Raw genomic sequence first — 23,618 nt, 5'->3', positions numbered from 1 at the left:
CACCGAGTGAACGCGGACAGGAGCCGTCATGCCCGCACCCTCCCGACCCCCGACGGAGCGGATAGAAAGGACAGAACCCACCAGATCCCGACCCGTCGCATCGTCAGGTGATCCCATGATCGGTCGCATTCCCGTGCTGGACCTCGGCCCGCTCGTCGACTGCGGCCGAAGGCCCGTCAAGGCCGTCGTGGGCGAGGCGTTCGAGGTCACCGCCACCGTGTTCCGCGAGGGCCACGACGCGATCGGGGCCAACGTGGTGCTGCGGGGCCCGGCCGGGCAGAGCGGGCCGTGGACGCCGATGCGGGAGCTGGCCCCGGGCACCGACCGCTGGGGCGCGGAGGTGACCCCGGATGCGGAGGGCCGCTGGAGTTATGCGGTGGAGGCCTGGGGCGACCCGGTCGGCACCTGGCGGCGGCACGCCCTGATCAAGATCCCGGCGGGGATCGACACCGAACTCGTCCTGGAGGAGGGCGCCCGACTGCTGACGCGGGCGGCCGCCGGGGTACCCAAGAGCGAGGGCCGGGAGGCGGTGCTGGCGGCGGCGGACGCCCTGCGTGACACCGTCCGCCCGGCCGAGGACCGGCTCGAGTCCGCGCTCGCCCCCGAGGTCACGGCCGCCCTCACCGACCACCCGCTGCGCGAACTGGTCAGCAGCTCGCGGCCGGTACCCGTGCTGGTCGAGCGCGAACGGGCACTGTACGGCTCCTGGTACGAACTGTTCCCACGCTCGGAGGGCGCGCTGGTGCGCGGGGGCCGACGGCCGCTGAGCGGGACGTTCCGGACGGCGGCGCAGCGGCTGCCGGCGGTCGCGGCCATGGGCTTCGACGTCGTCTACCTCCCCCCGGTCCACCCCATCGGCACCTCCCACCGCAAGGGCCCCAACAACGCGCTGACCGCGGGCTCCTACGACGTGGGCAGCCCCTGGGCGATCGGCTCGACCGACGGCGGGCACGACGCGCTCCACCCCGACCTCGGCACCTTCGCGGACTTCGACCACTTCGTCTCCCGCGCCCGCGAGCTGCGCATGGAGGTGGCCCTCGACCTGGCCCTCCAGTGCTCCCCGGACCACCCGTGGGTCGGCAAGCACCCCGAGTGGTTCCACCACCGTGCCGACGGCTCCATCGCGTACGCCGAGAACCCGCCCAAGAAGTACCAGGACATCTACCCTCTGGCCTTCGACGAGGACTTCGACGGCCTGGTCAAGGAGACGCTGCGCATCCTGCGCTTCTGGATGGCCCGGAGCATCCGCATCTTCCGCGTGGACAACCCGCACACAAAGCCAGTGGTCTTCTGGGACAGAGTGATCTCCGAAATCAATCGCACCGACCCCGACGTCATCTTCCTGGCCGAAGCCTTCACCAAACCGGCCATGATGCACACGCTGGGCGCAATCGGCTTCCAGCAGTCCTACACCTACTTCACCTGGCGCAACAGCAAGCACGAGATCACGGAATACCTCACGGAACTCTCCCGGGACTCCGCCGCCTGCATGCGCCCGAACCTCTTCGTCAACACCCCCGACATCCTCCACGCCTACCTCCAGGAGGGCGGCCGGCCTGCCTTCGAGGTGCGCGCGACCCTGGCTGCAACACTCTCCCCCTCATGGGGGGTGTACGCGGGCTACGAGCTGTGCGAGAACACCCCGGCCCACCCGGGCAGCGAGGAGTACCTGAACTCGGAGAAGTACCAACTCAGGCCCCGGGACTGGGAGTCGGCCGAGCGCGAGGGCCGCAGCCTGGCCCCGCTGATCTCCGTGCTCAACAGGCTGAGGAGGCGTCAGCCGGCGCTTCGCCGCCTGCGCAACCTGCGCTTCCACCACGCGGACAACGACGCCGTCATCGCCTACTCCAAGCGCTCTGGACCCTCCTGTGTCCTGACGGTCGTCAACCTCGACCCCCACCACACCCAGGAGGCGACGGTCTCGTTGAACATGCCGGAACTCGGCCTCGGCTGGCACGAGTCCGTCCCGGTGCGCGACGAGCTCACCGGAGAGACCTATCACTGGGGCAGGGACAACTATGTGCGCCTTGAGCCGGGCCGCTCCTTGGCGCCCGCGCACGTGTTCTCGCTGCGACCGTCCTCACAGATCGGAGGGTCACCCACACCATGATCGTCAATGAACCCGTCCAGGACACCTTCGAGGACACTCCCGCAAAGGACCTGGATCCGGACTGGTTCAAGCGCGCCGTCTTCTACGAAGTCCTCGTACGGTCCTTCCAGGACAGCGACGGCGACGGCATCGGCGACCTCAAAGGGCTCACCGCGAAGCTCGACTACCTCCAGTGGCTCGGCGTCGACTGCCTGTGGCTCCCGCCGTTCTTCCAGTCGCCCCTCCGGGACGGCGGCTACGACGTGTCCGACTACACCTCGGTGCTGCCGGAGTTCGGTGACCTGGCCGATTTCGTGGAGTTCGTGGACGCGGCGCACCAGCGCGGCATGCGCGTCATCATCGACTTTGTCATGAACCATACGAGCGATCAGCACGAGTGGTTCCAGCAGTCCCGCGCCGACCCCGACGGCCCCTACGGCGACTACTACGTCTGGGCCGACGACGACAAGCAGTACCAGGACGCGCGCATCATCTTCGTCGACACGGAGACCTCGAACTGGACCTTCGACCCGGTGCGCAAGCAGTACTACTGGCACCGCTTCTTCTCGCACCAGCCGGACCTCAACTACGAGAACCCGGCGGTCCAGGAGGAGATCCTCGCCGCCCTCCGCTTCTGGCTGGACCTGGGGATCGACGGCTTCCGCCTGGACGCGGTGCCGTACCTCTTCGCGGAAGAGGGGACGAACTGCGAGAACCGCCCCCGCTCGCACGAGTTCCTGAAGCGCGTCCGCGCAGAGATCGACGCCCACTACCCGGACAAAGTACTCCTCGCCGAGGCCAACCAATGGCCGGAAGACGTGGTGGACTACTTCGGCTCGTACGAGAAGGGCGGGGACGAGTGCCATATGGCGTTCCACTTCCCCGTGATGCCGCGCATCTTCATGGCGGTCCGCAGGGAGTCCCGCTACCCGGTCTCGGAAATCCTGGCCAAGACCCCGGCGATCCCCTCGCGCTGCCAGTGGGGCATCTTCCTCCGCAACCACGACGAACTCACGCTCGAAATGGTGACGGACGAAGAGCGCGACTACATGTGGGCGGAGTACGCCAAGGACCCGAGGATGCGCGCGAACATCGGCATCCGCCGCCGCCTGGCGCCGCTCCTGGACAACGACCGCAACCAGATCGAACTCTTCACAGCGCTCCTCCTCTCTCTCCCCGGCAGCCCGATCCTCTACTACGGCGACGAGATCGGCATGGGGGACAACATCTGGCTGGGCGACCGGGACGCGGTACGCACGCCGATGCAATGGACACCGGACCGGAACGCAGGCTTCTCCTCCTGCGACCCGGGAAGGCTGTACCTCCCCACGATCATGGACCCGGTCTACGGCTACCAGGTCACAAACGTGGAAGCCGCAATGAGCAGTCCATCCTCCCTGCTCCACTGGACCCGCCGGATGATCGAGATCCGCAAGCAGAACCCGGCCTTCGGCCTCGGCTCGTACACGGAGCTGCAGTCGAGCAACCCGGCGGTCCTGGCGTTCCTCCGTGAGCACGGCGACGACCTCGTCCTCTGCGTGAACAACTTCTCCCGCTTCGCCCAGCCCACCGAGCTGGATCTGCGGGCCTTCAACAGCCGCCACCCGGTGGAGCTGATCGGCGGTGTCCGCTTCCCCGCGATCGGCGAACTGCCGTACCTGCTGACGCTCGCGGGCCACGGCTTCTACTGGTTCCGCCTGCGCCACAACGCAACGGCCCAGTGAACGACCCCCGTGTGCGGCACCCCGCGCACGGGCGGTTTCTGCACCGCACACAAGGGCACGCGCACTGATGGGCACCCCGCCGGCGAGAGGGGGACCCACCGACGGGAGGGGCCGGGGCGATGGGGGTCCCCCCATCGCCCCGGCCCCGCACGCGACAGACGGCATCAGCCACGACACGACACAGCACGCACCCGCACCAAAGCTCGCACACAAAGCCGCAATCCGGGACACTTCACCCAGACTGGCCGTGTGCCCCGGGGAAAGGACGCGACGCCATGTCGGACGCTGCACCGTCCCACCGGGGGACGAGCCCCGGTCTCCTGACGCCAACACCGTCGGCCGACGCCGCGCTGCTGGCCTCACTGACCCCGCTGCTCCTGGAGTGGCTCCCCCGCCAGCGTTGGTTCGCAGGCAAGGGCCGCCCCATCACCGGCCTCACCCTCGTGACGGCCACCGAGCTGCTGCCCCGCCCCCACGGCGGCACGGCCCCGGGCCTGCTCCACCTCCTCCTGCGCACCCACCAGACGGGCCCGACCGACGACTGCTACCAACTGCTGCTCGGCATCCGCGACGTACTGCCTCCACCCCTCGCCCCCGCACTCATCGGCTGCCCGCAGGGCGGTCCACTGCACGGCCGGACGGTGTACGAGGGGTTCGCCGACCCCCGGCTGGCGACCCTGCTCCTGGAGCGGCTGAGGGTGCCGGGACGCCTGGGCCCGCTCCGTTTCAGCCGCGAACCGGACACGCAGATTCCGCCCGGTCTGACGCCGCGCCTCCTGGGGGCCGAGCAGTCCAACTCCTCGGCGGTCTACGGCGAAACGTATATTCTCAAGCTCTTCCGACGGGTCGGCCCCGGCATCAATCCGGACCTCGAATTGCCGCGCGCACTCGCGAAGACGGGCTGCTCCAGGGTCCCGGCGCCGGCCGCCTGGTTCGAGACGGAGGCCGGTCCCGGCGGGGAGCCGATGACGCTGGGTGTGCTCCAGCCCTATCTGCCGGGTTCCGCGGACGGCTGGCAACTGGCTCTGGGCGCACTCGCGGTGCAGGCCGACTTCACGGCCTCGGCGCGCGCCCTCGGGCATGCCACTGCGGAGGTGCACCTGGCCCTGGCGGAGGCCCTGCCGACGGTCGACCTCGACCGCCCCCGGCTGGAGCGCCTGGCCGCCGCCATGGCTCGGCGCCTGGACGCCGCGGCGGAGGCGGTCCCGGCGCTGCGCCCCTACCGGGCGGCACTGCGCAGGGCGTACGAGGAACTGGCCACCACCTCGGGGCGGTCCACCCAGTCCGGGCACCCGCGAAACGCGCAGCGCATCCACGGCGACCTGCACCTGGGCCAGACACTGCGCACGGCGGCGGACGGCCGCTGGAGCCTCATCGACTTCGAGGGCGAGCCCGCGCGCCCGCTGGCGGAACGGCGCCGCCCGCAGCCGGTGGCCCGGGACGTGGCGGGCATGCTGCGCTCGTTCGACTACGCGGCGGCCGTGGGCCACGCGTCGGGCACGGGCTGGGCGGACGCGGCGCGCACGGCGTTCTGCGAGGGCTATGCCGCGGTCCACCACGACCCGCGCGAGGACCCCCGGCTGCTGCGCGCGCACGAGACGGACAAGGCCGTCTACGAGGTGCTCTACGAGGCGAGGCACCGCCCGGACTGGCTGTCGGTCCCGATGTCGGCGATCCACAAACTCGCAAGGGCGGACGACCGGCACCCGACCGAAGAGCCCACGACATGACCCACCCACGCCCCCGCACCCACACCCACGCCCACACCCGCCCCCCGAACGCCCCCTGGAGGACCACCCCGTGACCGCACGCCCCCCGACCGGCCCCCCGCCGCCGCTCCCGGAGCCGGGCGGCATCCCTGCCACGTTCCTGCCCGCCCGCCGGGGAGCACCGCCCAGGCCGAAACGGAAGCCGCTGGCGCTACCACACCCGAGCACGGAAGCACCCCCCAAAATCGCCCCCACCCCAACACCCACACCCACACCACCCCCCGCCCCCGCACCCACACGCACCACCGAGCCCATGGACGAAGCCGCCCGCTCCCGCCTCCTGGCCGGAACACACCACGACCCGCACGCTCTGCTGGGCGCGCACCACGTGCCGGGCGGTGTGGTGTTCCGGGCACTGCGCCCGCGCGCTCGATCGGTGGCGGTCGTGGCCAAGGGCCTGCGCGCGGAGCTGCGGGACGAGGGGGACGGGCTGTTCGCCCGGGTGCTGCCGCTGAGGGAGATCCCGGCGGGCTACCGCCTGGTCGTAAATTACGACACAGGCGACACAGACGACACAGACGCCGACACCGAGCTGGAGGTCCACGACCCGTACCGCTTCCTTCCCGCGCTGGGCGAGCTGGACCTGCACCTGATCGGCGAGGGCCGACACGAGGAGCTGTGGCGGGCGCTGGGCGCGCGGCCGATGACGCACGAGGGGGTGGCGGGCACCCGGTTCACGGTGTGGGCGCCGAACGCGCTGGGGGTCCGGGTGGTGGGGGACTTCAACCACTGGGACGGCACCGGCCATCCGATGCGCTCGCTGGGCGGCACGGGGGTGTGGGAGCTGTTCCTGCCGGGGATCGGCGAGGGGGCCCTGTACAAGTTCCTGCTCACGCGCCCGGACGGCTCCCAGACGATGCGGGCGGACCCGATGGCGCGGCGCACCGAGGTGCCGCCCGCGAACGCCTCGATCGTGGAGGCGTCGCGCCATGTGTGGCGGGACGAGGCGTGGCTGGAGCGGCGCTGTGTGCGGCCGGTGCACGAGGCGCCGTTCTCGGTCTACGAGGTGCACCTGCCGTCCTGGCGCCCGGGGCTGGGCTACCGGCAGCTGGCCGAGCAGCTCCCGGCGTACGTCAAGGACCTGGGCTTCACGCACGTGGAGCTGATGCCGGTCGCGGAGCATCCGTTCGGCGGCTCCTGGGGCTATCAGGTGACCGGCTTCTACGCCCCGACGGCCCGGCTCGGCACGCCGGACGACTTCAGGTGTCTGGTGGACGCGCTGCACCGGGCGGGCATCGGGGTGCTGATGGACTGGGTGCCGGCGCACTTCCCGCGGGACGACTGGGCGCTGGCCGAGTTCGACGGCCGTCCGCTGTACGAGCACCAGGACCCAACGCGGGCGGCGCACCCGGACTGGGGGACGCTGGAGTTCGACTACGGGCGCAAGGAGGTCCGCAACTTCCTGGTGGCGAACGCGGTCTACTGGTGCGAGGAGTTCCACATCGACGGTCTGCGGGTGGATGCGGTCGCGTCGATGCTCTACCTGGACTACTCGCGTGAGACGGGCCAGTGGACGCCGAACGAGCGCGGGGGCCGGGAGAACCTGGACGCGGTGGCCTTCCTCCAGGAGATGAACGCGACGGTCTACCGGCGCTGCCCGGGCGTGGTGACGATCGCGGAGGAGTCCACCGCGTGGGACGGCGTCACGCGGGAGACCCACCAAGTCGGCCCGAGCGGCTTCGGGGGGCTGGGCTTCGGCCTGAAGTGGAACATGGGCTGGATGCACGACTCGCTGGTGTACATGGAGAAGGAGCCGGTGCACCGCAAGTACCACCACGGCGAGATGACGTTCGCCATGGTCTACGCGTACAGCGAGAACTACGTCCTGCCGATCTCGCACGACGAGGTGGTGCACGGTAAGCGCTCGCTGGTCTCGAAGATGCCGGGCGACTGGTGGCAGCAGCGCGCGAACCACCGGGCGTTCCTCGGTTTCATGTGGGCCCACCCAGGCAAACAACTGCTCTTCATGGGCCAGGAGTTCGCGCAGGGAGCGGAGTGGTCCGAGGCGCACGGCCCGGACTGGTGGCTGCTGGATCCCTCGTACGCCGCCGAGCCGGACCACCGGGGCGTACGGGACCTGGTGCGCGATCTGAACGCCCGCTACCGGGTGATGCCCGCGCTGTGGCAGCGGGACACGGTGCCGGAGGGCTTCGCGTGGGTGGCCGGGGACGCCGCGGAGGACAACGTCCTGGCTTTTCTGCGCTTCGCCGAGGACGCGGACCGCTCGCCGGTGCTGGCGGTCAGCAACTTCTCCCCGGTGGTGCGGCACGGCTACCGGCTGGGCGTGCCGTCGGGGCATCCGGTGTGGGAGGAGTTCCTGAACACGGACGCGGCCCGCTACGGCGGCAGCGGGGTGCTCAACCCGGATCCGCTGAAGGCGGAGCAGCCGGGCAGCCACGGCCACGGGGCCGCTCTCACGCTGACGCTGCCGCCGCTGGCGACGGTGTGGCTGCGGGCGGTGTGAGACACAAGGCGATTGTGGAGCGGCAGCGCACTGTTCAGTGCGCTACGGTGGACCGCATAGGGAAGCCCGCCGCAGGGACTGGAGCCAGCGACGGGCAGCCAAAGAGGTTGGCCGTACGGGGCCTAATGGTTGTAGGCCCCGCCGGTCACACCTTGCTGATCAAGATCAGGACAAGCCCGATGACGGCGACGAGCAGTTCCACCCACGGCGTCACTGCTTTCACCCGGTGCTTCGTCCGATCCCAGTCGATCGGCGGCTTTGGCTTCCTATGACGCGACATAGTGCGCCTCTCCTCGGGTCGGAGCTCGCCGGCTGCGAGGCTCCACGAGGGAACCTCGGACCAGACACGGCAAGCGCCGGCCCCGTCCGAGGCCCCCGGATGGAGTCCCGAACGCGACGAGCCGACCCGAGGGCCAGCTTCAGCGCTGTTGCGTCACATGGGTGACCTTATCGCCCCTGGCGCCCAACTGGGCGCCGTTTGCGCGGATTTACGAGCGACAAGCAATCGCATCACGTTGACGCCGGAACACACCTGCACCGGTAAAACCCGACGGTTCTGACGCCCCGCGGCACCATCACTCACCGTGGTCCACGCGCCAACATGGCTCCTGCGCCTGCTCCGGCGCGGCATGCCGAGCCGTGGCACCGAGTCCGGTGATGCCGACCCGCACCCCGGCGGTGAGCAGTCGGCGCAGCAACCGGAAGGCGTCCGGACCGAAGACCCGGAAGGCCAATATGACCTCGAACCACTGTGCCGCGATGCCATGGTGCACTTGCTCCTCCTGAGCTGGATGGTGTGGTGGTGCGGGAGACACGGGGCCCATGCGGAACCGGAGTTGGGCCGCTGCTCCGAGGTCTCTCATGTCACGTTTCGTTCACCGATACGAGACCAACCGGGTAAACTCCCGTGTTCCGTCCCGGAGTTACGCGAAGTCCGCGGCGTGCGAGGAAGCATGGAAGCATGCTTCAGTAGATTCATCGAGAGACTCCCAGCGGATTCCGTTTCGGGGCCGACGCCACCGCGCGCCCTGATCCGAGGTTCGCCTGCCGGAACGACCCCGGTCCACTTGTCCGGGCCGCCGGACGGACAAGTGCGGACAAGCTCAGTTGCCATTGCGAACGTAAGGAGAGCCCACATTGAGCGCTGGAGGGAGGCGGACAAGGCCCTGGGGGCAGCTGCAGGGCTCCTCGGAGCACGCCAACGCGCTCGCCCGGCTGCTCCGTCGCTGGATGGACGAGGCGGGGCTGCGCCTGGGCGACCTGCTCGAGGAGCTGAAGCCCGATCACTTCTCGGACGGCCGCGTCCCGCGCCGCTCGACGGTCGGGGAGCGGCTGGCGGGCGTGAACCCGCAATGGGACTTCGTCGAAGCCGTGGCCGACGTGTGCTCCCGCAACAACGCTGCGGCGCAGGCCCGCCTGCTGGACGAGGCCCGCCCCCTGTGGAAACGCATCTGCGCGGCCCAGGAGCAGCAGAGCGGCCCGGACCTGACCGGACAGGACGAGCCGGGTGCGTCCGGCCCTGCGGTTGACACGTCACGGTTCGCCGCGGAATTACAGAGGATCCGCGTCCAGTCCGTGGAGACCAACGAGAAGCTGCAGCGCGCGTGGGACCGCGTCGCGGAACTCGAACGGGCCCGCAGCAACGCGAGCAGCGTGGCGATACTGCTCCTGGCCACGGTGGACAGGCTGAAGCGCGACATCGAGGCGCTGCAGGCCGAGCGGACCCGGTTGCGTCCCGCCGGCACGGAGGCGGAGTTGCTGCGGAAGGTCCACAAGCGGCTGGAGCGCAGCGAGGCCCAACGGGCCCAGGCCCAGTACGCGTTGCGGCGCGCGCAGAAGGAGCGGGAGAAGGCCGCGCAGCTGGCCGAGCAGGCCCAGGGCCAGGTCCGCGTCCTCATGGCGGAGCTGGACCGGCTGCGCCGCTGGCGCCCCGGCCCGGGCGACGAGGGCCCGTCCGCCGTCCCGGACAGCAGGGTGGTCTCCCCCGACGAGGGGCCGGGCGAGGCGGCCGGAGACGACGTGGAAGAAGTCCTGGCGAAGCTGACCTCGCGCCTGGACGACGGAGACGACCGACTCGACCGGCTCGCCGACGAACTCCGGCAGAACGACTCGGGCACGGACGGTCGGACGGGCAGCCGGACAGGCCGCCGGACGGCCGACCGAACAACCAGCCGGATAGCCGACCGGACAACCACAGAACGCCGGCCGGACAACCGCCGCGTTCCGCAGCCGCTCCCGGCGGACAGGTCTCCCCTGGCCACGGCGCAGGCCATGGCGGAGGCGCGGACGGCGGGCCAGGAGGTCGCCGCCATGCGCATCGCGACGGCGGTGGGGCGGGAGGGGAGCCCCGAGTACGTCCGGAGGGTGCTCGCCATGCTGCACGCCGGCGGACACGATGCCGATGTCGAGCGGGTGCTGGCGGCCGTGGCCCGGGTCCGGCCGCCGAAAATGGTGCCGCCGGTGCTGGAGGTGCTCCGCAGGGCCGGGCAGGAGCCGGACAACTTCCGGATCCGGGACACCATCGGGCGGACCCGGCCCGCTGCGCGCCTGCTGGAGGTGGTGGCCGAACTGCGGCGGGCCGGATACGACTCCGAGGCCTATCTGGTCCTGTCGGCCGCGGGCCGCCTCCGGGCGGCGGCGGGAATTCCCGCTCTGGTGGCGGCCCTCCACAAGGGCGGGCAGCACAGCGACGTGGACTGGGTCCTGAGCAGGGTCCGGGACAAGCGGCCCTGGGTCGAGGTGCTGACCGTGGCGGAGATCCTGCGCCGGGCCAACTACCCCGACGAAGCCGCGCACGTGCTCACGGGCCGGAGCGCGGGCAGGACCGAGGTGGCGCTTCCGTACTGCCTTCCGGGGAGGGCCGCGTCGGCGGACGGGCTGGAGCCGGTGCCCGCTCTTCCGCTGCGGCACCCGGGCCAGTCCGGGCTCGCGGTCCGGTTCCACATCAGCATCCCGGGCCCCCGGCCCCTGCCGCCCCCGATCGCCTCCGGGCCGTGACGGAGCACGCCGGAATACGGGTGCGCCCCGCGCCCCGATGAGGGACGCGGGGCGCATGCGGCGCAGCGAGGTCAGACCCCGGCCGTCTCCTTCTCCGCCGCCGACACGCCATCGGCCACACCATCCGCCGCGGCCTGCGCGGAGCGCCCCGGCAGCAGGAAGGCGACCAGCACCGTGCCGACGCCGAGGACGATCGCGCCGACCACGCTGGTGTGGGCCACGGCGTCCGCGAAGGCCTTGTGGACGGCGGCCACGACCGTCCCGGCCTGCTGTGCGCCGAGCGCCGCGGCCTTCTCCGCGCCGACCTTCGGCGCGGCACCGGCGGCCACCTGCTTGCCGACCTCCTTGGCCACGTACAGGCCGGCGCCGACCGAGTCCTGCGCGGCGGACAGCGCCTTCTCCGGCAGCTTCGGCCCGCCCGCGGCGGCCGCCTCGGCAGCGGCGTCGCCGAGGTTGGACGAGTAGGTCTTCGCCAGCACCGTGCCGAGGATCGCGATGCCCAGCGAGCCGCCCATCTCGATGGAGGTGCTGTTGACGGCGCCGCCGACGCCCAGCTGGTCCTCCGGGAAGGAGCCCATGATGGCGTTGGTGCAGGGCGACAGGGACAGGCCGATGGCCAGGCCCAGGATGATCAGCGGCAGCACGAAGTCGCCGTAGCCCGAGTGCTCGTCGACGCGCGCGAGCAGCGCGATGGCGACCGTGCCGACGGTCATGCCGAGCGCCACCGTGACCTTCATGCCGAACTTCGGCGTGAGCAGCGCGGTCAGCGCACCGCCCACGAACACCGCGCCCGCCAGCGGCAGCATCCGGATGCCCGTGTCCAGCGGCGAGTAGCCGAGGACGAACTGGAGGTGCTGGGTGAGGTAGTAGAAGGCGCCGAAGACGGAGAGGAAGAAGAGCGCGACGGCCATCGTCGAGCCGGCGAAGGCGCGCTTGGTGAAGCGGCGCACGTCCAGCACCGGGCTCGGGTGGCGCAGCTCCCACAGGATGAAGCAGACCAGGCCGACGCCCGCGGCCACGGCGGCGCCGATCGCCTTGGCGCCCCAGCCGAAGTGCGGCCCCTCGATGATCATGTAGATCAGCGAGCCGACCCAGATGACGGACAGCAGGCCGCCGACGTAGTCGATCGCGCCCTTGGCGGCCGCCTTGGACGGCGGTACGAGCAGCAGCGCGCCGATGATGCCGAGGGCGGCGATGGGCACGTTGATGAGGAACGTCGAGGCCCAGCCGTGGTCCTCCAGCAGCGCACCGGCCACGAGCGGGCCGACGGCGATGGCCAGGCCGGCGGTGGCGGTCCAGATGGTGATCGCCTTGGCGCGCTCGGCGCGCGGGAAGGTCGCGGCGAGCAGCGAGAGCGTGGCCGGCATGATCATGGCCGCGCCGACGCCCATGACCGCGCGGGCGGCGATGACCGCGCCCGCGCTGTGGACCAGCGAGCCCGCGACGGAGGCGGCGCCGAAGACGAAGAGGCCGAGGACGAGCGCGCCACGGCGGCTGTACTTGTCGCCGACCGCACCCAGGATCAGCATCAGCGCGGCGTACGGGACGGTGTAGCCGTCGATGACCCACTGGAGGTCGGAGCTGCCGAGACCGAGGTCCTGGACCATGTCGGGCGCGGCCACCGTCAGGGACGTGTTGGCCATGACGATGATCAGCAGGCTGATGCAGAGCACCCCGAGCGCCGCCCAGCGCCTCTTGTACGGACCGTCCATCTCGTCGACCGGGGTCGACAACGCGAGGCCCATCGGCCACCCCTTTCGAAACTTGCACATGGCTGTGCAATTACACACTGGTGTGCAAATTACGGGACGGCGCGGCGGTGTGCAAAATGAAGGACCGTCCACAGGACCCGCCACCGTCCGGGACCCGATCGAGAAGAGAACCGATGACTGGCAGAGCGGGCGCCAATCGCCGCCGCATCATGGACATCGCGCTCGCCGAGCTGCTGCGCGACGCGGATGCGAGCATGGACCAGATCGCCCGCGCGGCCGGCGTCGTCCGGCGCACGGTCTACGGCCACTTCCCCAGCCGCGACGCACTGATCGGCGCCCTGGTGGACGATGCGGCGGAAACGGTGGCGGCGGCGCAGGCGGAGGCGCTGCACGGGGTGGCCGACCCGGCGGAGGCGCTGGCGCGCTCGATGCTCGCGGTCTGGGAGATCGCCGACGGCTACCGCCTGCTGATCTCGCTCGCGCAGCGGAGCGTCACGGTGGAGGGCATCCACCGCCGTCTGGAGCCGGTGCGGCGGGAGTGCGCGGCGATGCTCCAGCGGGGCCTGGACGAGGGGGTGTTCACCTCACCGCTGCCGGCGGAGGCGCTGGCGTACGTACGCGAACAGGTCCTGTTCGGCCTGATGCAGGCCGTCAACGACGGCATCCTGGCCCCGGCGGATGCGGGCCGCAGCGCGGCGGTGACGGCACTGACGGCGGCGGGGGTCCCGACGGCGGATGCGGTGGCGCTGGTGGGGCGGCTGGCGGTCTAGGGCACCGATTCTGAACTGTCCGAGAAGCACCGATCTCTCGGACTGCACTCGCCCGGCGTCCATGTCGGGGCGCTCCCGTCACCCGCCGTGAGGAATTCGACCGGGCAATGTCGCTGATCGGCTTGTCTGCTCTTACCTGGTGTCGGCACTCTCCTTCTGTCTGTGTGTCGGGCCCGCTGCCGGTGTCCGCCGGTCAGGAGATGGAGGGTTGGGCTGAGTGAAGAGTCTTCTCGGCAGGGGAGCGGTGGTCTGCGCGTTGGTCACGGTGCTCGGGAGTCCGCTGGGCGGCGGGGTGGCGCTGGCCGACGGGGCGGCCGGCGCTCCTGCGGGGGCGGTGCGCCATGGCGGAAGTGCAGTGGGTAACCCCAGTCCGGTGACGGTCAGGTCCGCGCGGGTCTACGCCTCGGAGGCCACACTGAACATCCTGACGCGTCAGCTGGAAAACCTGGGCGCGCTGGTCACGGACGCCGAGACCGGTCAGCCCCTGGCGGGCAAAGCGGTGAAGTTCTACCTGGCTAGCGGGAAGTCGCTCGGCACGGCCTACACCAACGGCGGGGGGACGGCGACGCTGAACGTGCCTTTGGACATCGGCACCTCGACCGTCCAGGCGGTTGCCGGCGGCGGCTACTACGCCGACCTCGTCGGAGACGGGACGTACGGCAGGGCCCAGGGCCACGGCAGCATCGGGCTGGGCACCGTCTGACCGGGAATCCGTGCCGGGGCGGTCAGTACGCGTGCCGGTCCGCCTTGTTCATCCACGCATCGTAGGCCTGGGCGCCGAGTTCGGGGTGGATCTGCTCGACCTTGATCCTCCGCTCACTGAAAGGCTTCGTGAAGTCCTCGTACTGGTAGGCGTCGTCGAAACCGATCCGACGGGTGTCCTCCAGGTCACGGCTGAAGTACACGGCGTCGATCCGCGACCAGTAGATGGCGCTCATGCACATCGGGCACGGGGCGCCGCTGATGTAGATGGAGCAGCCCTGAAGCATCCGGGCCCGCTCGGGGACCGGGTCCGGTGAGCCCTCGGGGCGGGGCACGTACTCCAGAATGCTCTCGTTCTGGTGCTCCTCGGAGACCGACGGCGCTTCGGGATTGAGGCGTTGCACGGCCTTGCGGATGCTCTCCATCTCCGCGTGGGCCGTGGGATCGCTGGTCAGGAGGACGCGGTTCTGCCCGCGCGCGATGATCTCGCCGTCGCGGGTGATCACCGCGCCGAACGGACCGCCCCAGCCGTTCTCGACCGACTCGGTGGCGAGTCGTACTGCTTCGGCCATGAACTCTTTGTGTCCCATCACGCAGTCTCCGATCGGCATCGCTGAATGAGACTGAACGGGCACGCACCCATGACGAGCGCACCTGCACCAAGGAGCCCGATTTGCCCTATAAGTTGTATATGCACTAGCCTAACCCGGGTGGGTTCCCGTGCAAGCCGTGACGCCGGGGCTGACCACGCCACCGTCGTGATCTCGCTGAAGGTGCACGCAGACCGCGTCGAGGCCTACCGGCGCTGGCAGGACAGGACGAACGAGGCCGCCGGCGAATTCGCTGGTTTCGAGGGCGCCGAGGTCTACTCGCCCGAAACCGGCGAAGAGAACGAATGGGTGGCCGTCTTCCGCTTCTCCGGGATCGACAGCCTGACCGCCTGGTTGAACTCGCGCCGGAGGCAGGAACTGCTCGCCGAAGGGCAGGAGCTGTTCGACGGGCCCCCGACCCAGGAAGTGCTCCGCGGCGGTGCCGCTCCCGAGCGGGCGCCGGAGGCCGTCACGGCCGTCATCGCGCACGAGGTGAAGCCCGGACAGGAACAGCGGTTCCTGCGCTGGCAGGCGAAGACCCTCAAGGCGCAGGAGAAGGCACCCGGATTCATGGGGTCCGAATTGTTCAGTCCGGTCCAGGGGGTGCAGGAGCGCTGGGTCGTCGTCTTCCGCTTCGACACGCGCGAACACCTCGACGCATGGCTCGCCTCCGATGTCCGCGCGGCGCTGCTGGAGGAGGGGCGTAACTATTTCGCCTCCTACGACGTGCGCAAGGTCGGCTCGGCGTTCAGCGGCTGGTTCCGTTTCGGCGAGGGAGCGCAGGGCCGTGCTCCGCCCAACTGGAAACAGGCCATGTCGGTGCTCCTGGCCCTCTATCCCACCGTGACGGTGCTGAACCTGACCGTGGGCGCCGAGCTGAACGGTCTCGGTGTTGCCGGATATATCGGCCTGTTCATCGGGAACATGCTGAGCGTCAGCGCGCTGACCTGGCTGCTGATGCCTCTGGTGAACAGGGCGCTCGCCTTCTGGCTGGTGCCCGCGCGCGCATGCGGCCGCCGCGTCGACCTGGCGGGCGCGGCCGTGGTGGTGCTCTGTTATCTGGTGGCCATCGCGGTCTTCGGACTGGTGACGCACTGACCGCTCTGATGACGCACTGACCGCTTCCCACACCGGCCGAGCGAGGAGGCCATGATGTCCGAAGGAGCCGTGGAAGGAGCCGTCGAAGGGACACTGATCCGGCGCGGCGATCCCGGCTACGAGCGCGCCAGGACCGGCGCGGTCTGGAACGGGCTCAAGCCCGGGCGGTTCCCCGCCGCCGTCGTGCGGCCCGCATCCGAAGCGGACGTTTCCCACGCCCTGGCCTACGCCCGAACCCACGGGCTGCGGGTGTCGACAGTCTCCGGCGGCCACAACTGGTCCGGATCCCAGCTCCGGGACGGCGGGCTGCTGATGGACCTGTCCCGGCTCGCGGAGTGCCGTGTCGGCCCCGGGTCGGCGACTGCCACGGTGGGGCCCGCCGCCACCGGCCGGGACCTGGTCGCGGCGCTCGCCCCCCACGGGCTCGCCTTCCCCGTGGGCCACTGCCCCTCCGTCGCTGTGGGCGGATACCTGCTCAGCGGCGGGCTGGGCTGGAACTCCCGCGCGTGGGGCGCGGCATGCGCCGACGTCCGGGAGATCCGGGCCGTCACGGCCGACGGCCGCACGGTGATCTGCTCCGGGACGGAGAACAGCGATCTCTTCTGGGCCGCTCGGGGCGCGGGGCCCGGCTTCTTCGCCGTCGTCACCCGCTTCCGGCTCCGCCTGCACGCCCAGCCGGCATCCATCATGACGACGAGCCTGGCGTTCCCGCTGTCCGACGCCGGCCGCGTGACGCGCTGGGCGGAACGGACCGCGCGCGAACTCCCGCCGAACGTCGAGACGGCCCTTGTCCTGAAGGCCTCCGCCACTGCCGCGTCCGGCGCACCGGACCCGGCGGGAGCACAGGTCGTGGTCGGGGCCACCGCGTTCGCCGCGACACCGGAGGAAGCGCTCGCCTCACTGGCACCCGTGGCCGGCTGCCCCTTCGCCACGAGCGCCGTTTCCCGGCAACCGCCCGAGCCCACCTCCTTCGCCGCCCTGCACGCGGGCGCCACCGAACTGTGGCCGCCCGAGCGCCGCTACGCGGCGGACACGCTGTGGTCGGCGGAGAGCTACGAGACCCAGCTGACCCGGACGGCCGACGCGATCGCGCACGCCCCCTCCGGCCGGTCCCTCGTACTGGCCCCGGTACAGCCGGTGTCCGAGGAGCCGGCCCTGCTGCGCGGCATGGCCTTCTCCCCGCTCGGTGAGTCGTATCTCGTCTGCTACGCGATCTGGGACGACGCGGCCGAGGACGAGGCCAACGCCCGCTGGCTGCGGGAGGCGATGGGCGCGGCGGACCCATCGGGGCGCGGCGGCCACTACATCGCCGAGGCCGACCTGGAGGCCGGCGCGGCCGCAGTCCGGCGCTCGTACGCCCCCGCCGCCTGGGACCGCCTGCAGGAACTCAAGGCGCGATGGGACCCGGAGAACCTGTTCCACTCCTACCTCACGCCGTGACGGGCCGACCGCCGCCCGGGTGCCGGCCCTACTTGGCGGCGGTGCGGAGCTTGTCGAGCTGCTTGTTGACGGTGTCCTCTCCGGGCATGCCGGGGTCCTTGAGGGCCGAGTTGGAGACCAGGGTGATGACGTCGCCGGTGCGGACGGCGACGTAACTGCGGGTCTCGCACGCGCCGTCGCCGCAGTCGGGCGAGCTGAACGTCGCCATGAGCGCCAGCGTGGCGTCACCGGTCGCCTTGTAGGTGGCCTTGCTGAAGGTGACCTTGGTGGCGGGGTGGCCCGACTCGGTGGCCGTGAAGGCGGCGCAGGATCCGACGGCGGACTCGGCGGAGGTCATGGCCTTGGCCGCCTGACCGGTGCCGAACTGGGTGAGCTGGATGACGGAGTACTCACGGCCGTTGGTGCCGAAGTACGCGCCGGTGGCGGAAGCGGGCGGCGGCGTGGCCGCGTTGCGGACGTCGGCCAGGTCGAGCAGGGGCTGGCAGGCGGGCTTGTCCGCGGTGAGCTTGCGCCCCCAGATTGCCGTACCCCAGCATCCGCAACGTCCAGTTCATCGGCAGCGGCGCCGGCCGCGGATCCAGCCGTCCTCGTCACTCCGCGCCATGGGCGGCCTGATCACGACTCGATGCGCGCCCTGGAAGCCGTGTCGGCCTGGAGCGACGCGTCCTCGTGGCGCCTGGTGCGCCGGGCTCCGGCCAGCAACAGACCGGCCGCGACCAGGAGGAGCAGCAAGGGCGAGGGCCCGTCGACCACGAAGCCGACGACGACCCACGCCACCATGGCCCACGGGATGAACAGTGGCGGCGTCATAGCGCGGCGGTCCAGCCACAGCACGGTCAGGCCGATCAGGAGAAGCGGCGGTCCGAAGCTGTACCCCGAGTACCACCACGCGACGCCGGCGTCGCTCATCTCGGGGTAGTCCCCCAAGTTCCACCCGCCAAACCATGTTCCAGCATGGTCCGGGGCCGCTTCGACGAGGCTGCCCAGCGTGTGCCCGATTCCGGCGATGGTGATGATCCAACCTGCCCACTTGACCATCTGATTTCTCCGTTCAGCCATGACCCTCTTTGGTTATACAGTCATGTACAAGTCGAGGCTAGACCGGTTGTACAGCCATGTACAACCAAGAGAAAGGCGAGGTGGATCACACGATGGGCAGTCTGCGCACACCGCGCGGGATGTGGGTCGAAGAGGGACTGCGAGCGCTGGCCACAGGCGGCGTGGATGCGGTGCGTGTCGAGGCCCTGGCCAAGACGCTGGGCGTCACCAGGGGCGGGTTTTACGGCTACTTCGCCAACCGTGACGCGCTGCTGACGGAGATGCTAGACGCCTGGGAGCGAGAGAGCGTCGACGACATCCTCGACCGGATCGAGCACGAGAGCGGCGACGTTCTGGACAAGGTTCGGCTGGCCGGGCAACTCACCTTCTCCAGCGACCGCCTGCTGCCCATAGACCTGGCCGTCCGCGACTGGGCCCGCCGCGACCAGGCGATCGCCGACCGCCTGCGCCGCGTGGACAACCGGCGGATGCAGCTGCTGCGCGACGCACTCAGCACTGTCTGCACAGACCCCGATGAGGTCGAGGTCCGCAGCTTGCTCGCCTTCTGCATGGCCATCGGCAGCCACTTCCTCGCCGCCGACCACCCCGGCCGCACCCGCGCCCAGGTTCGCGCCCGTGCCAGCGAGTTCATCTTCAACCGCCCGCCCGGCAAGGCCGACCCCACGGACCCGCCGGCGAGCTAGGCGTTCTGCCCAGGGAGAGTTGTGGACGGTCGGCCAACACACGCCCTAGCTGGGCGAGCCGATCGGAGAGCACGGTGGCATCCAAAGAGGTCACGATTCGTTCGCTTCGGGACCCTTGCCCGGCTCAGACCGCACACGGAGGGAGATCGTGGTGGGAGGCTCCGAGTCCCCATGGCCGACCTTCAGCACCACCCGGTCCTCCTCCCGACCGGCCCGCAGCGCGGGGAGCGCGGCCCGGCCCCGGGCGTCCGTAGTCAGGAGGGTTTCTGTCGTTCCGTCGTTGAACGTCGTGCCACCGTCGGAGACCACACGGCAGGTGAGCGGCACGCCCGGGATGGGCAGGCCCTTGCTGACGTACTGCACCACGCCCGACATTCCGGTGAGCTGCCCCGGCGCTGTCTCCGTCACCAGTTGGGACACGAACCGGGTTTTCCCGCAGGCACTTTCGGGGTCATCGGGAATCGGGTATTGCCCGATCGACATGTTGGTCGGGTTGGTGTACCAGACCCATTTACCGTGCTTGTCCACGCACAGCCCCAAGGCGTCGCCGCCGTTCGGCAGGGACGGGCCCGGCAGCTCGGTAATGCTCTTGTCCGTACGGAAGCGTGAGATCCCGTTGCTGCACGCCACCCAGAGATTTCCGTCCGTGCCCAGCATCATTTGCCGAGGCGTGCCGCCTCGGGAGATGTACCGTTGCGTCCAGCTGCGGAGGGCTGTGTCGTACCGGCAGATCTGGTTCGGATTTTCGGTGCCTATCCATACCGCGTCCCCATTGGGGCTGGCGACGACGTGAACCGGCTTCTGACTGCTTCCCCCGGGGAGCGGAATGGGCTCGGGTTGCTCGTCATTGGCCGGGGTATACCTGTACAGGCTGTTCGTTTTCCGCGGGTAGTCTCCTGTGCTGGCCTGGCCCGTCGCCCAATAGGTGCAATCGCTAAGCGATTTCGCGTTCACCGGAGCGGTGACGGCCACGGACCAGAGCCAGGTGTCGTAGACGGGGTTCTGCTGGGGGTCGGGAAACGGATACATGCCGGGAGTGCCGGACTCGTCTTCCGGGTCACAGTATCCGACCATGATGTACACGGGTTCGGCGAACATGACCCAATAGGAATACACGGGAGTCCCGGCGGCACCCGTATCGATCAGGAGCCACGTGAGGGTCTGGGCCCTGGATTCATAGCCGAGCTTGAACTCGGTGAGTCGCTTCTGGTTCACGATGTCGTATTTGATGATCGGGTCTTCGTCCGAATCCGAGAGAGAGGCGAACCATACGGCCTTCCTCCCGTCCGTCCCCTTCGGGCTGGGGTCCGGAATGATCCCGGCGGTGGGGATGGGGACGTCGTTACGGACCGGGAGTTGGCTGGCAAGGCTTGTCGGATTCACCTGGACGAGCTTGCTGTCCTGGGTCGTCACCCAAAGATATCCGTCCGGTCCGACGGTGACGGAGTGCGGAGTAACCACGCCGTTGAGGAGAGGGTATTCTTCGGGTTCGCCAGTGCCCGGCATTCTGGACCACTCCTTCGATGCGTCACTCAAGAGCGAAGGATCTCCCGGCCGAAATTGATTGATATCGGATGCTATCGGCCCGGCGCGGGTGCCGCGCAAGTGGCCGCTGGAAGATTGGCTTGAACACACGACGTGAGGTGCGCGTTCAAGCATTTCTCAGGCGGCCGGCATTCGGTGGTGGTGAAATGATTCCTCTGCACCTTTGCAGCCCTCTGTGCGGCATATCCATCACACGTGCTGCTGTGAATGTTGTGTCAGAGTACGGCTCCGGGTGTGTGAGGCCCTTGGGCGTAGCTGTCCCGCCAGAGCGAACAGGGGACATGAGGATTGACCCTGCGGCATGGGCCTGGACGTCGCCTCCGCGGCGGCGTGCTCGTCCACACGGCCGGTGGAGACGATCGAGGCCGTCCGCGCGCTGCCGGTACGGCACAACTAAAGGGGCGAGGGAGAGACGTGAGCGACAACCTCCAGCAGGCGGCCGAGGCCCGCGCGGCATCCGTGGTGGAGCTGGCGAGCGAACTGATCCGGGTGATCGCCGCCTTCCTCTGGTGGGTCGTCCGGCGCAACGCCCGCGCCGACGGGGCAATCCTGCGGTGGATGCGCCCGCTGGACAAGCCGCTGTGGGTGAAGACGGACGGCTCGTCGGTCCGGAACTTCCACCGCTACTACCACCGCAACATCACCCACCGCGGACATGGGCCAAGCGAGGGTGAGGAGTGCTGAACGGCCCGTACGACCGTCGCCGCGACTCTACGATCCCCCACGCCTTGCAGCCGTTGTGGTTGCCGGTGACCGGCCTGCCGAGGGCGACGACGAGCCGGGTGTCGGGATCGATGACGACCTGGTGGTCAGCCGAGTACCGATAGTTCTTCGGCTGCCCGGCAACCGTGTGATCCCGCGGGGGGACCAGGATGCCGAGGTGACGGCTGAACTCGCCCCTGAATGAGGAGGTGCGGGCTCTGGTGGAGGCCGCCCACGACCGGGCGGCCAAGGCTCTGGGCCTTACGTGCACAGGGCCGCTTGCATGGGGGTTCCTCGGCGTCACGCTCGGGCGGCGCGCGGGGACCGGTGGCTGAGGGTGGGCCGCACGGCCAGAGCCAACGCGGGAAGGAAGCCGGGGGAAGGCATCCTCGGAGCCGCCGACTTGGTACCTGACGGTGTGCCGCGTCCGCACCTGCACGGCGTCCATGACTGGACCGACGGGGAGTGGGCTTTCGAGGTGGAAGTCTCGGACTACGTAAACGGCTCAACCGGTCCCAACACGGCTGGACCGGTGCGACGGATCGACTCGTCGCCCATGTCGTTCGGGCAGAGGATGACGTAGGCAGCACGTCGCCGAGGAGCTGTTCAACAAGCAGATGGGCGCCGGGTGCAGGGCGTCAATGACCGTCGTCAGCCCGTTTGACGCACATACACGCGCGAGCAGCGCATTGCCCCCTGCGAGGGGTGAAGGCTGGCTTTGGTGCGGAATGGCCGAATCCCTGGTTCCTCTGTGCCCCCACCAATAGGCAGGCTGCTCCGCGTCCACTTGGTCAACTCTAGGGGGAACGCCAGTGACGACCCATGCCAGAACGAAGAGGTGGAGAGCGGCAGTTCTTTCTGTCGCAGCCGTGAGCGCGTCCGTACCACTGATCGTCAATTCGCCGTCAGCTGGTGCAGTGACCCCGCATCGGGCGGCTCCAGACGCTCGCCTGCTGGAGATCCAGCAGCAGCAGCGCGTGCTCGATGAGGTGGCGGGCGACATCACCGAGGGCCTCTCGGAGTACGACCGTGCCAAGCTCGCCGGCTTTACCGAGGTCGAAGTCGACCCAAAGCACAATCACCTGCGGCTCTATTGGAAGGGAACGCCGCCCCAGCGGGTCCGGCAGATCCTTGCACACCTGCCCAGCGGGGTGACGGCGGAGGTCCTGTCGGCCCGGTACTCCAAGGCCGAGCTCCACGAGGCACGCGCCAAGCTGCTCGAGGGCGGGAAGCCGATCGGCCTGCGGCCGTCCTCCACGGCGGAGCCGATACGGATCACCAGTATCGCGGGGGCGAACGACGGCAGGGGTCTGGAGGTCACCTACGACGAGGACCGGGGTACGGGAATGCAGGACCGCGTCGACCCGCTGGTGCGTTCCGAGCGCCAGCACAGGTCAATCGATGTCAAAGCCCTCGCTGACCGGCTGACCGGCATCAACACCGCGGCAATCTACAAGCCCCTGAGCGAGGTCCCCGCGCCCAGCGCCGCCCCCTCCGCACAGCTGGCGTTCGGCCCAGCGGCACACGGCGGCACGCGGAAGAACGACACGGCCCCCTGGACCGGCGGCGCGGCCCTGAAGAACCCCACGGGCGGGATCTGCTCCAGCGGCTTCGCGGTCAAGGACCGTCTCGGGAAATTCATGCTCTCCACCGCGAAGCACTGCGACGGCAGCGAAGGGTACTGGCGGACCTGGGAAGGCGGTGACGACGTCGGAGTCAGCGACCGCCTGCAGAGCAACAGCCTCGTGGACACCATCGGCATCGCTCTGCACGACAACGCCCGCGGAGCCTTGTACGACGGCGAGGCGAACAGGACAGACGGGTACGCAAAGCCCGTCGTCGGGTTCGGCCACAACTTCGTCGGCGACTACGTGTGCACCGACGGCGCCAACGGTGGGGTCCACTGCAACGTCGTCCTGGACAAGGTCGACATCGGTGTCACCGGAGCGGACGGCGGATACCGGCCCATCACCGACCGGGGATACGCGACCGACTGGCCCTCGCACGGCGTCGCGGCAGTCAACGGCGACAGCGGCGGACCAGTCTTCGTCGAGGCAAACAACTGGACCGCAGACGAGGCACGAGGAACGATCACCGCACTCGACAAGACAGTCACCTGCCCCTCAGAGCTGAACGAAAACACCGTCCTCGACGGGCACCAGCGCAAACCGTGGTGCCTAGGCGGGGTGTACTACGTTCCCATCGCCCAGACCCTGGCCGTCATGAAGTGGACCCTTGTCACCGGGTGACGAACCCGGCAGGAGCGGGCTGGCG

General features: G+C 69.7%; 18 protein-coding genes and 1 pseudogene. 12 read left to right on the top strand and 7 right to left on the bottom strand.

Annotated elements, in window-relative coordinates:
* Positions 1-115: 115 nt before the first annotated feature.
* From AC1Z4A_RS23110 to glgB, 4 genes are all read left to right on the top strand, one after another.
* The gene (locus tag AC1Z4A_RS23110) at positions 116-2,110 is read left to right on the top strand and encodes an alpha-1,4-glucan--maltose-1-phosphate maltosyltransferase (RefSeq protein WP_483681721.1); all 1,995 of its coding nucleotides are present in this window, start codon (positions 116-118) and stop codon (positions 2,108-2,110) included.
* Positions 2,107-3,813, top strand: a complete 1,707-nt coding sequence (treS, locus tag AC1Z4A_RS23105; RefSeq protein ID WP_483681719.1) for a maltose alpha-D-glucosyltransferase — start codon at positions 2,107-2,109, stop codon at positions 3,811-3,813. Before AC1Z4A_RS23110 ends, treS begins: the two co-directional genes overlap by 4 nt.
* Before the next feature lie 275 nt (positions 3,814-4,088).
* Positions 4,089-5,543, top strand: a complete 1,455-nt coding sequence (locus AC1Z4A_RS23100) for a maltokinase N-terminal cap-like domain-containing protein (RefSeq protein ID WP_483681717.1) — start codon at positions 4,089-4,091, stop codon at positions 5,541-5,543.
* A gap of 292 nt (positions 5,544-5,835) precedes the next feature.
* A complete protein-coding gene (gene glgB / locus AC1Z4A_RS23095; protein ID WP_483681715.1) occupies positions 5,836-8,046 on the top strand; it encodes a 1,4-alpha-glucan branching enzyme in 2,211 nt (736 codons plus the stop codon).
* Between the two features lie 575 nt (positions 8,047-8,621).
* Here glgB and AC1Z4A_RS23090 read toward each other — a convergent pair.
* The gene (locus AC1Z4A_RS23090) at positions 8,622-8,819 is read right to left on the bottom strand and encodes a hypothetical protein (protein ID WP_483681713.1); all 198 of its coding nucleotides are present in this window, start codon (positions 8,817-8,819) and stop codon (positions 8,622-8,624) included.
* A 364-nt stretch (positions 8,820-9,183) separates the two neighbouring features.
* On the opposite strand from AC1Z4A_RS23090, the gene AC1Z4A_RS23085 reads away from it, so the two are divergent.
* Positions 9,184-11,043: a hypothetical protein gene (locus AC1Z4A_RS23085; RefSeq protein WP_483681711.1), complete on the top strand. Its 1,860-nt coding sequence runs from the start codon at positions 9,184-9,186 to the stop codon at positions 11,041-11,043.
* Between the two features lie 71 nt (positions 11,044-11,114).
* Here AC1Z4A_RS23085 and AC1Z4A_RS23080 read toward each other — a convergent pair whose 3' ends face one another.
* The gene (locus AC1Z4A_RS23080) at positions 11,115-12,788 is read right to left on the bottom strand and encodes an MFS transporter (protein ID WP_483681710.1); all 1,674 of its coding nucleotides are present in this window, start codon (positions 12,786-12,788) and stop codon (positions 11,115-11,117) included.
* Between the two features lie 140 nt (positions 12,789-12,928).
* On the opposite strand from AC1Z4A_RS23080, the gene AC1Z4A_RS23075 reads away from it, so the two are divergent.
* Both AC1Z4A_RS23075 and AC1Z4A_RS23070 read left to right on the top strand, forming a co-directional pair.
* Complete coding sequence (locus AC1Z4A_RS23075) at positions 12,929-13,525, top strand: TetR/AcrR family transcriptional regulator (RefSeq protein ID WP_483681709.1); 597 nt, start codon at positions 12,929-12,931, stop codon at positions 13,523-13,525.
* A 217-nt stretch (positions 13,526-13,742) separates the two neighbouring features.
* Positions 13,743-14,228 (top strand): hypothetical protein, encoded by a 486-nt coding sequence (locus AC1Z4A_RS23070; protein WP_483681708.1) that lies wholly within the window; start codon positions 13,743-13,745, stop codon positions 14,226-14,228.
* Between the two features lie 22 nt (positions 14,229-14,250).
* Here AC1Z4A_RS23070 and AC1Z4A_RS23065 read toward each other — a convergent pair whose 3' ends face one another.
* A complete protein-coding gene (locus AC1Z4A_RS23065) occupies positions 14,251-14,799 on the bottom strand; it encodes a nucleoside deaminase (RefSeq protein WP_483681706.1) in 549 nt (182 codons plus the stop codon).
* A 186-nt stretch (positions 14,800-14,985) separates the two neighbouring features.
* Between AC1Z4A_RS23065 and AC1Z4A_RS23060 the strand changes: the two genes are divergently transcribed.
* Both AC1Z4A_RS23060 and AC1Z4A_RS23055 read left to right on the top strand, forming a co-directional pair.
* The gene (locus AC1Z4A_RS23060; protein WP_483681704.1) at positions 14,986-15,915 is read left to right on the top strand and encodes an antibiotic biosynthesis monooxygenase; all 930 of its coding nucleotides are present in this window, start codon (positions 14,986-14,988) and stop codon (positions 15,913-15,915) included.
* A gap of 51 nt (positions 15,916-15,966) precedes the next feature.
* Positions 15,967-17,355 (top strand): FAD-binding oxidoreductase, encoded by a 1,389-nt coding sequence (locus tag AC1Z4A_RS23055; protein WP_483681702.1) that lies wholly within the window; start codon positions 15,967-15,969, stop codon positions 17,353-17,355.
* A 28-nt stretch (positions 17,356-17,383) separates the two neighbouring features.
* Here AC1Z4A_RS23055 and AC1Z4A_RS23050 read toward each other — a convergent pair whose 3' ends face one another.
* Together AC1Z4A_RS23050 and AC1Z4A_RS23045 are read right to left on the bottom strand one after the other, a co-directional pair.
* On the bottom strand, positions 17,384-17,692 hold the full coding sequence (locus AC1Z4A_RS23050) for a hypothetical protein (protein ID WP_483681700.1): 309 nt from the start codon (positions 17,690-17,692) through the stop codon (positions 17,384-17,386).
* A 278-nt stretch (positions 17,693-17,970) separates the two neighbouring features.
* Positions 17,971-18,393 (bottom strand): DUF6463 family protein, encoded by a 423-nt coding sequence (locus tag AC1Z4A_RS23045; protein WP_483683695.1) that lies wholly within the window; start codon positions 18,391-18,393, stop codon positions 17,971-17,973.
* 113 nt (positions 18,394-18,506) lie between these two features.
* On the opposite strand from AC1Z4A_RS23045, the gene AC1Z4A_RS23040 reads away from it, so the two are divergent.
* On the top strand, positions 18,507-19,097 hold the full coding sequence (locus AC1Z4A_RS23040) for a TetR/AcrR family transcriptional regulator (RefSeq protein WP_483683694.1): 591 nt from the start codon (positions 18,507-18,509) through the stop codon (positions 19,095-19,097).
* A 90-nt stretch (positions 19,098-19,187) separates the two neighbouring features.
* On the opposite strand, the gene AC1Z4A_RS23035 is transcribed toward AC1Z4A_RS23040, so the two are convergent.
* Entirely contained in the window at positions 19,188-20,603 is a 1,416-nt protein-coding gene (locus tag AC1Z4A_RS23035) for an NHL repeat-containing protein (protein WP_483681698.1), read from the bottom strand.
* Between the two features lie 453 nt (positions 20,604-21,056).
* Here AC1Z4A_RS23035 and AC1Z4A_RS23030 point away from each other — a divergent pair, with 453 nt between their 5' ends.
* Positions 21,057-21,326, top strand: coding sequence for a hypothetical protein (locus AC1Z4A_RS23030; RefSeq protein WP_483681696.1), 270 nt, complete (start codon positions 21,057-21,059; stop codon positions 21,324-21,326).
* 37 nt (positions 21,327-21,363) lie between these two features.
* Here AC1Z4A_RS23030 and AC1Z4A_RS23025 read toward each other — a convergent pair.
* Positions 21,364-21,519: pseudogene (locus AC1Z4A_RS23025) on the bottom strand (IS5/IS1182 family transposase); the annotation flags it as partial.
* A gap of 742 nt (positions 21,520-22,261) precedes the next feature.
* On the opposite strand from AC1Z4A_RS23025, the gene AC1Z4A_RS23020 reads away from it, so the two are divergent.
* Positions 22,262-23,593, top strand: coding sequence for a chymotrypsin family serine protease (locus AC1Z4A_RS23020; protein ID WP_483681694.1), 1,332 nt, complete (start codon positions 22,262-22,264; stop codon positions 23,591-23,593).
* Positions 23,594-23,618 lie beyond the last annotated feature (25 nt).

Source organism: Streptomyces sp. 17_S59, from assembly GCF_056930295.1.
This window is presented reverse-complemented; position numbering and strand designations above follow the sequence as displayed.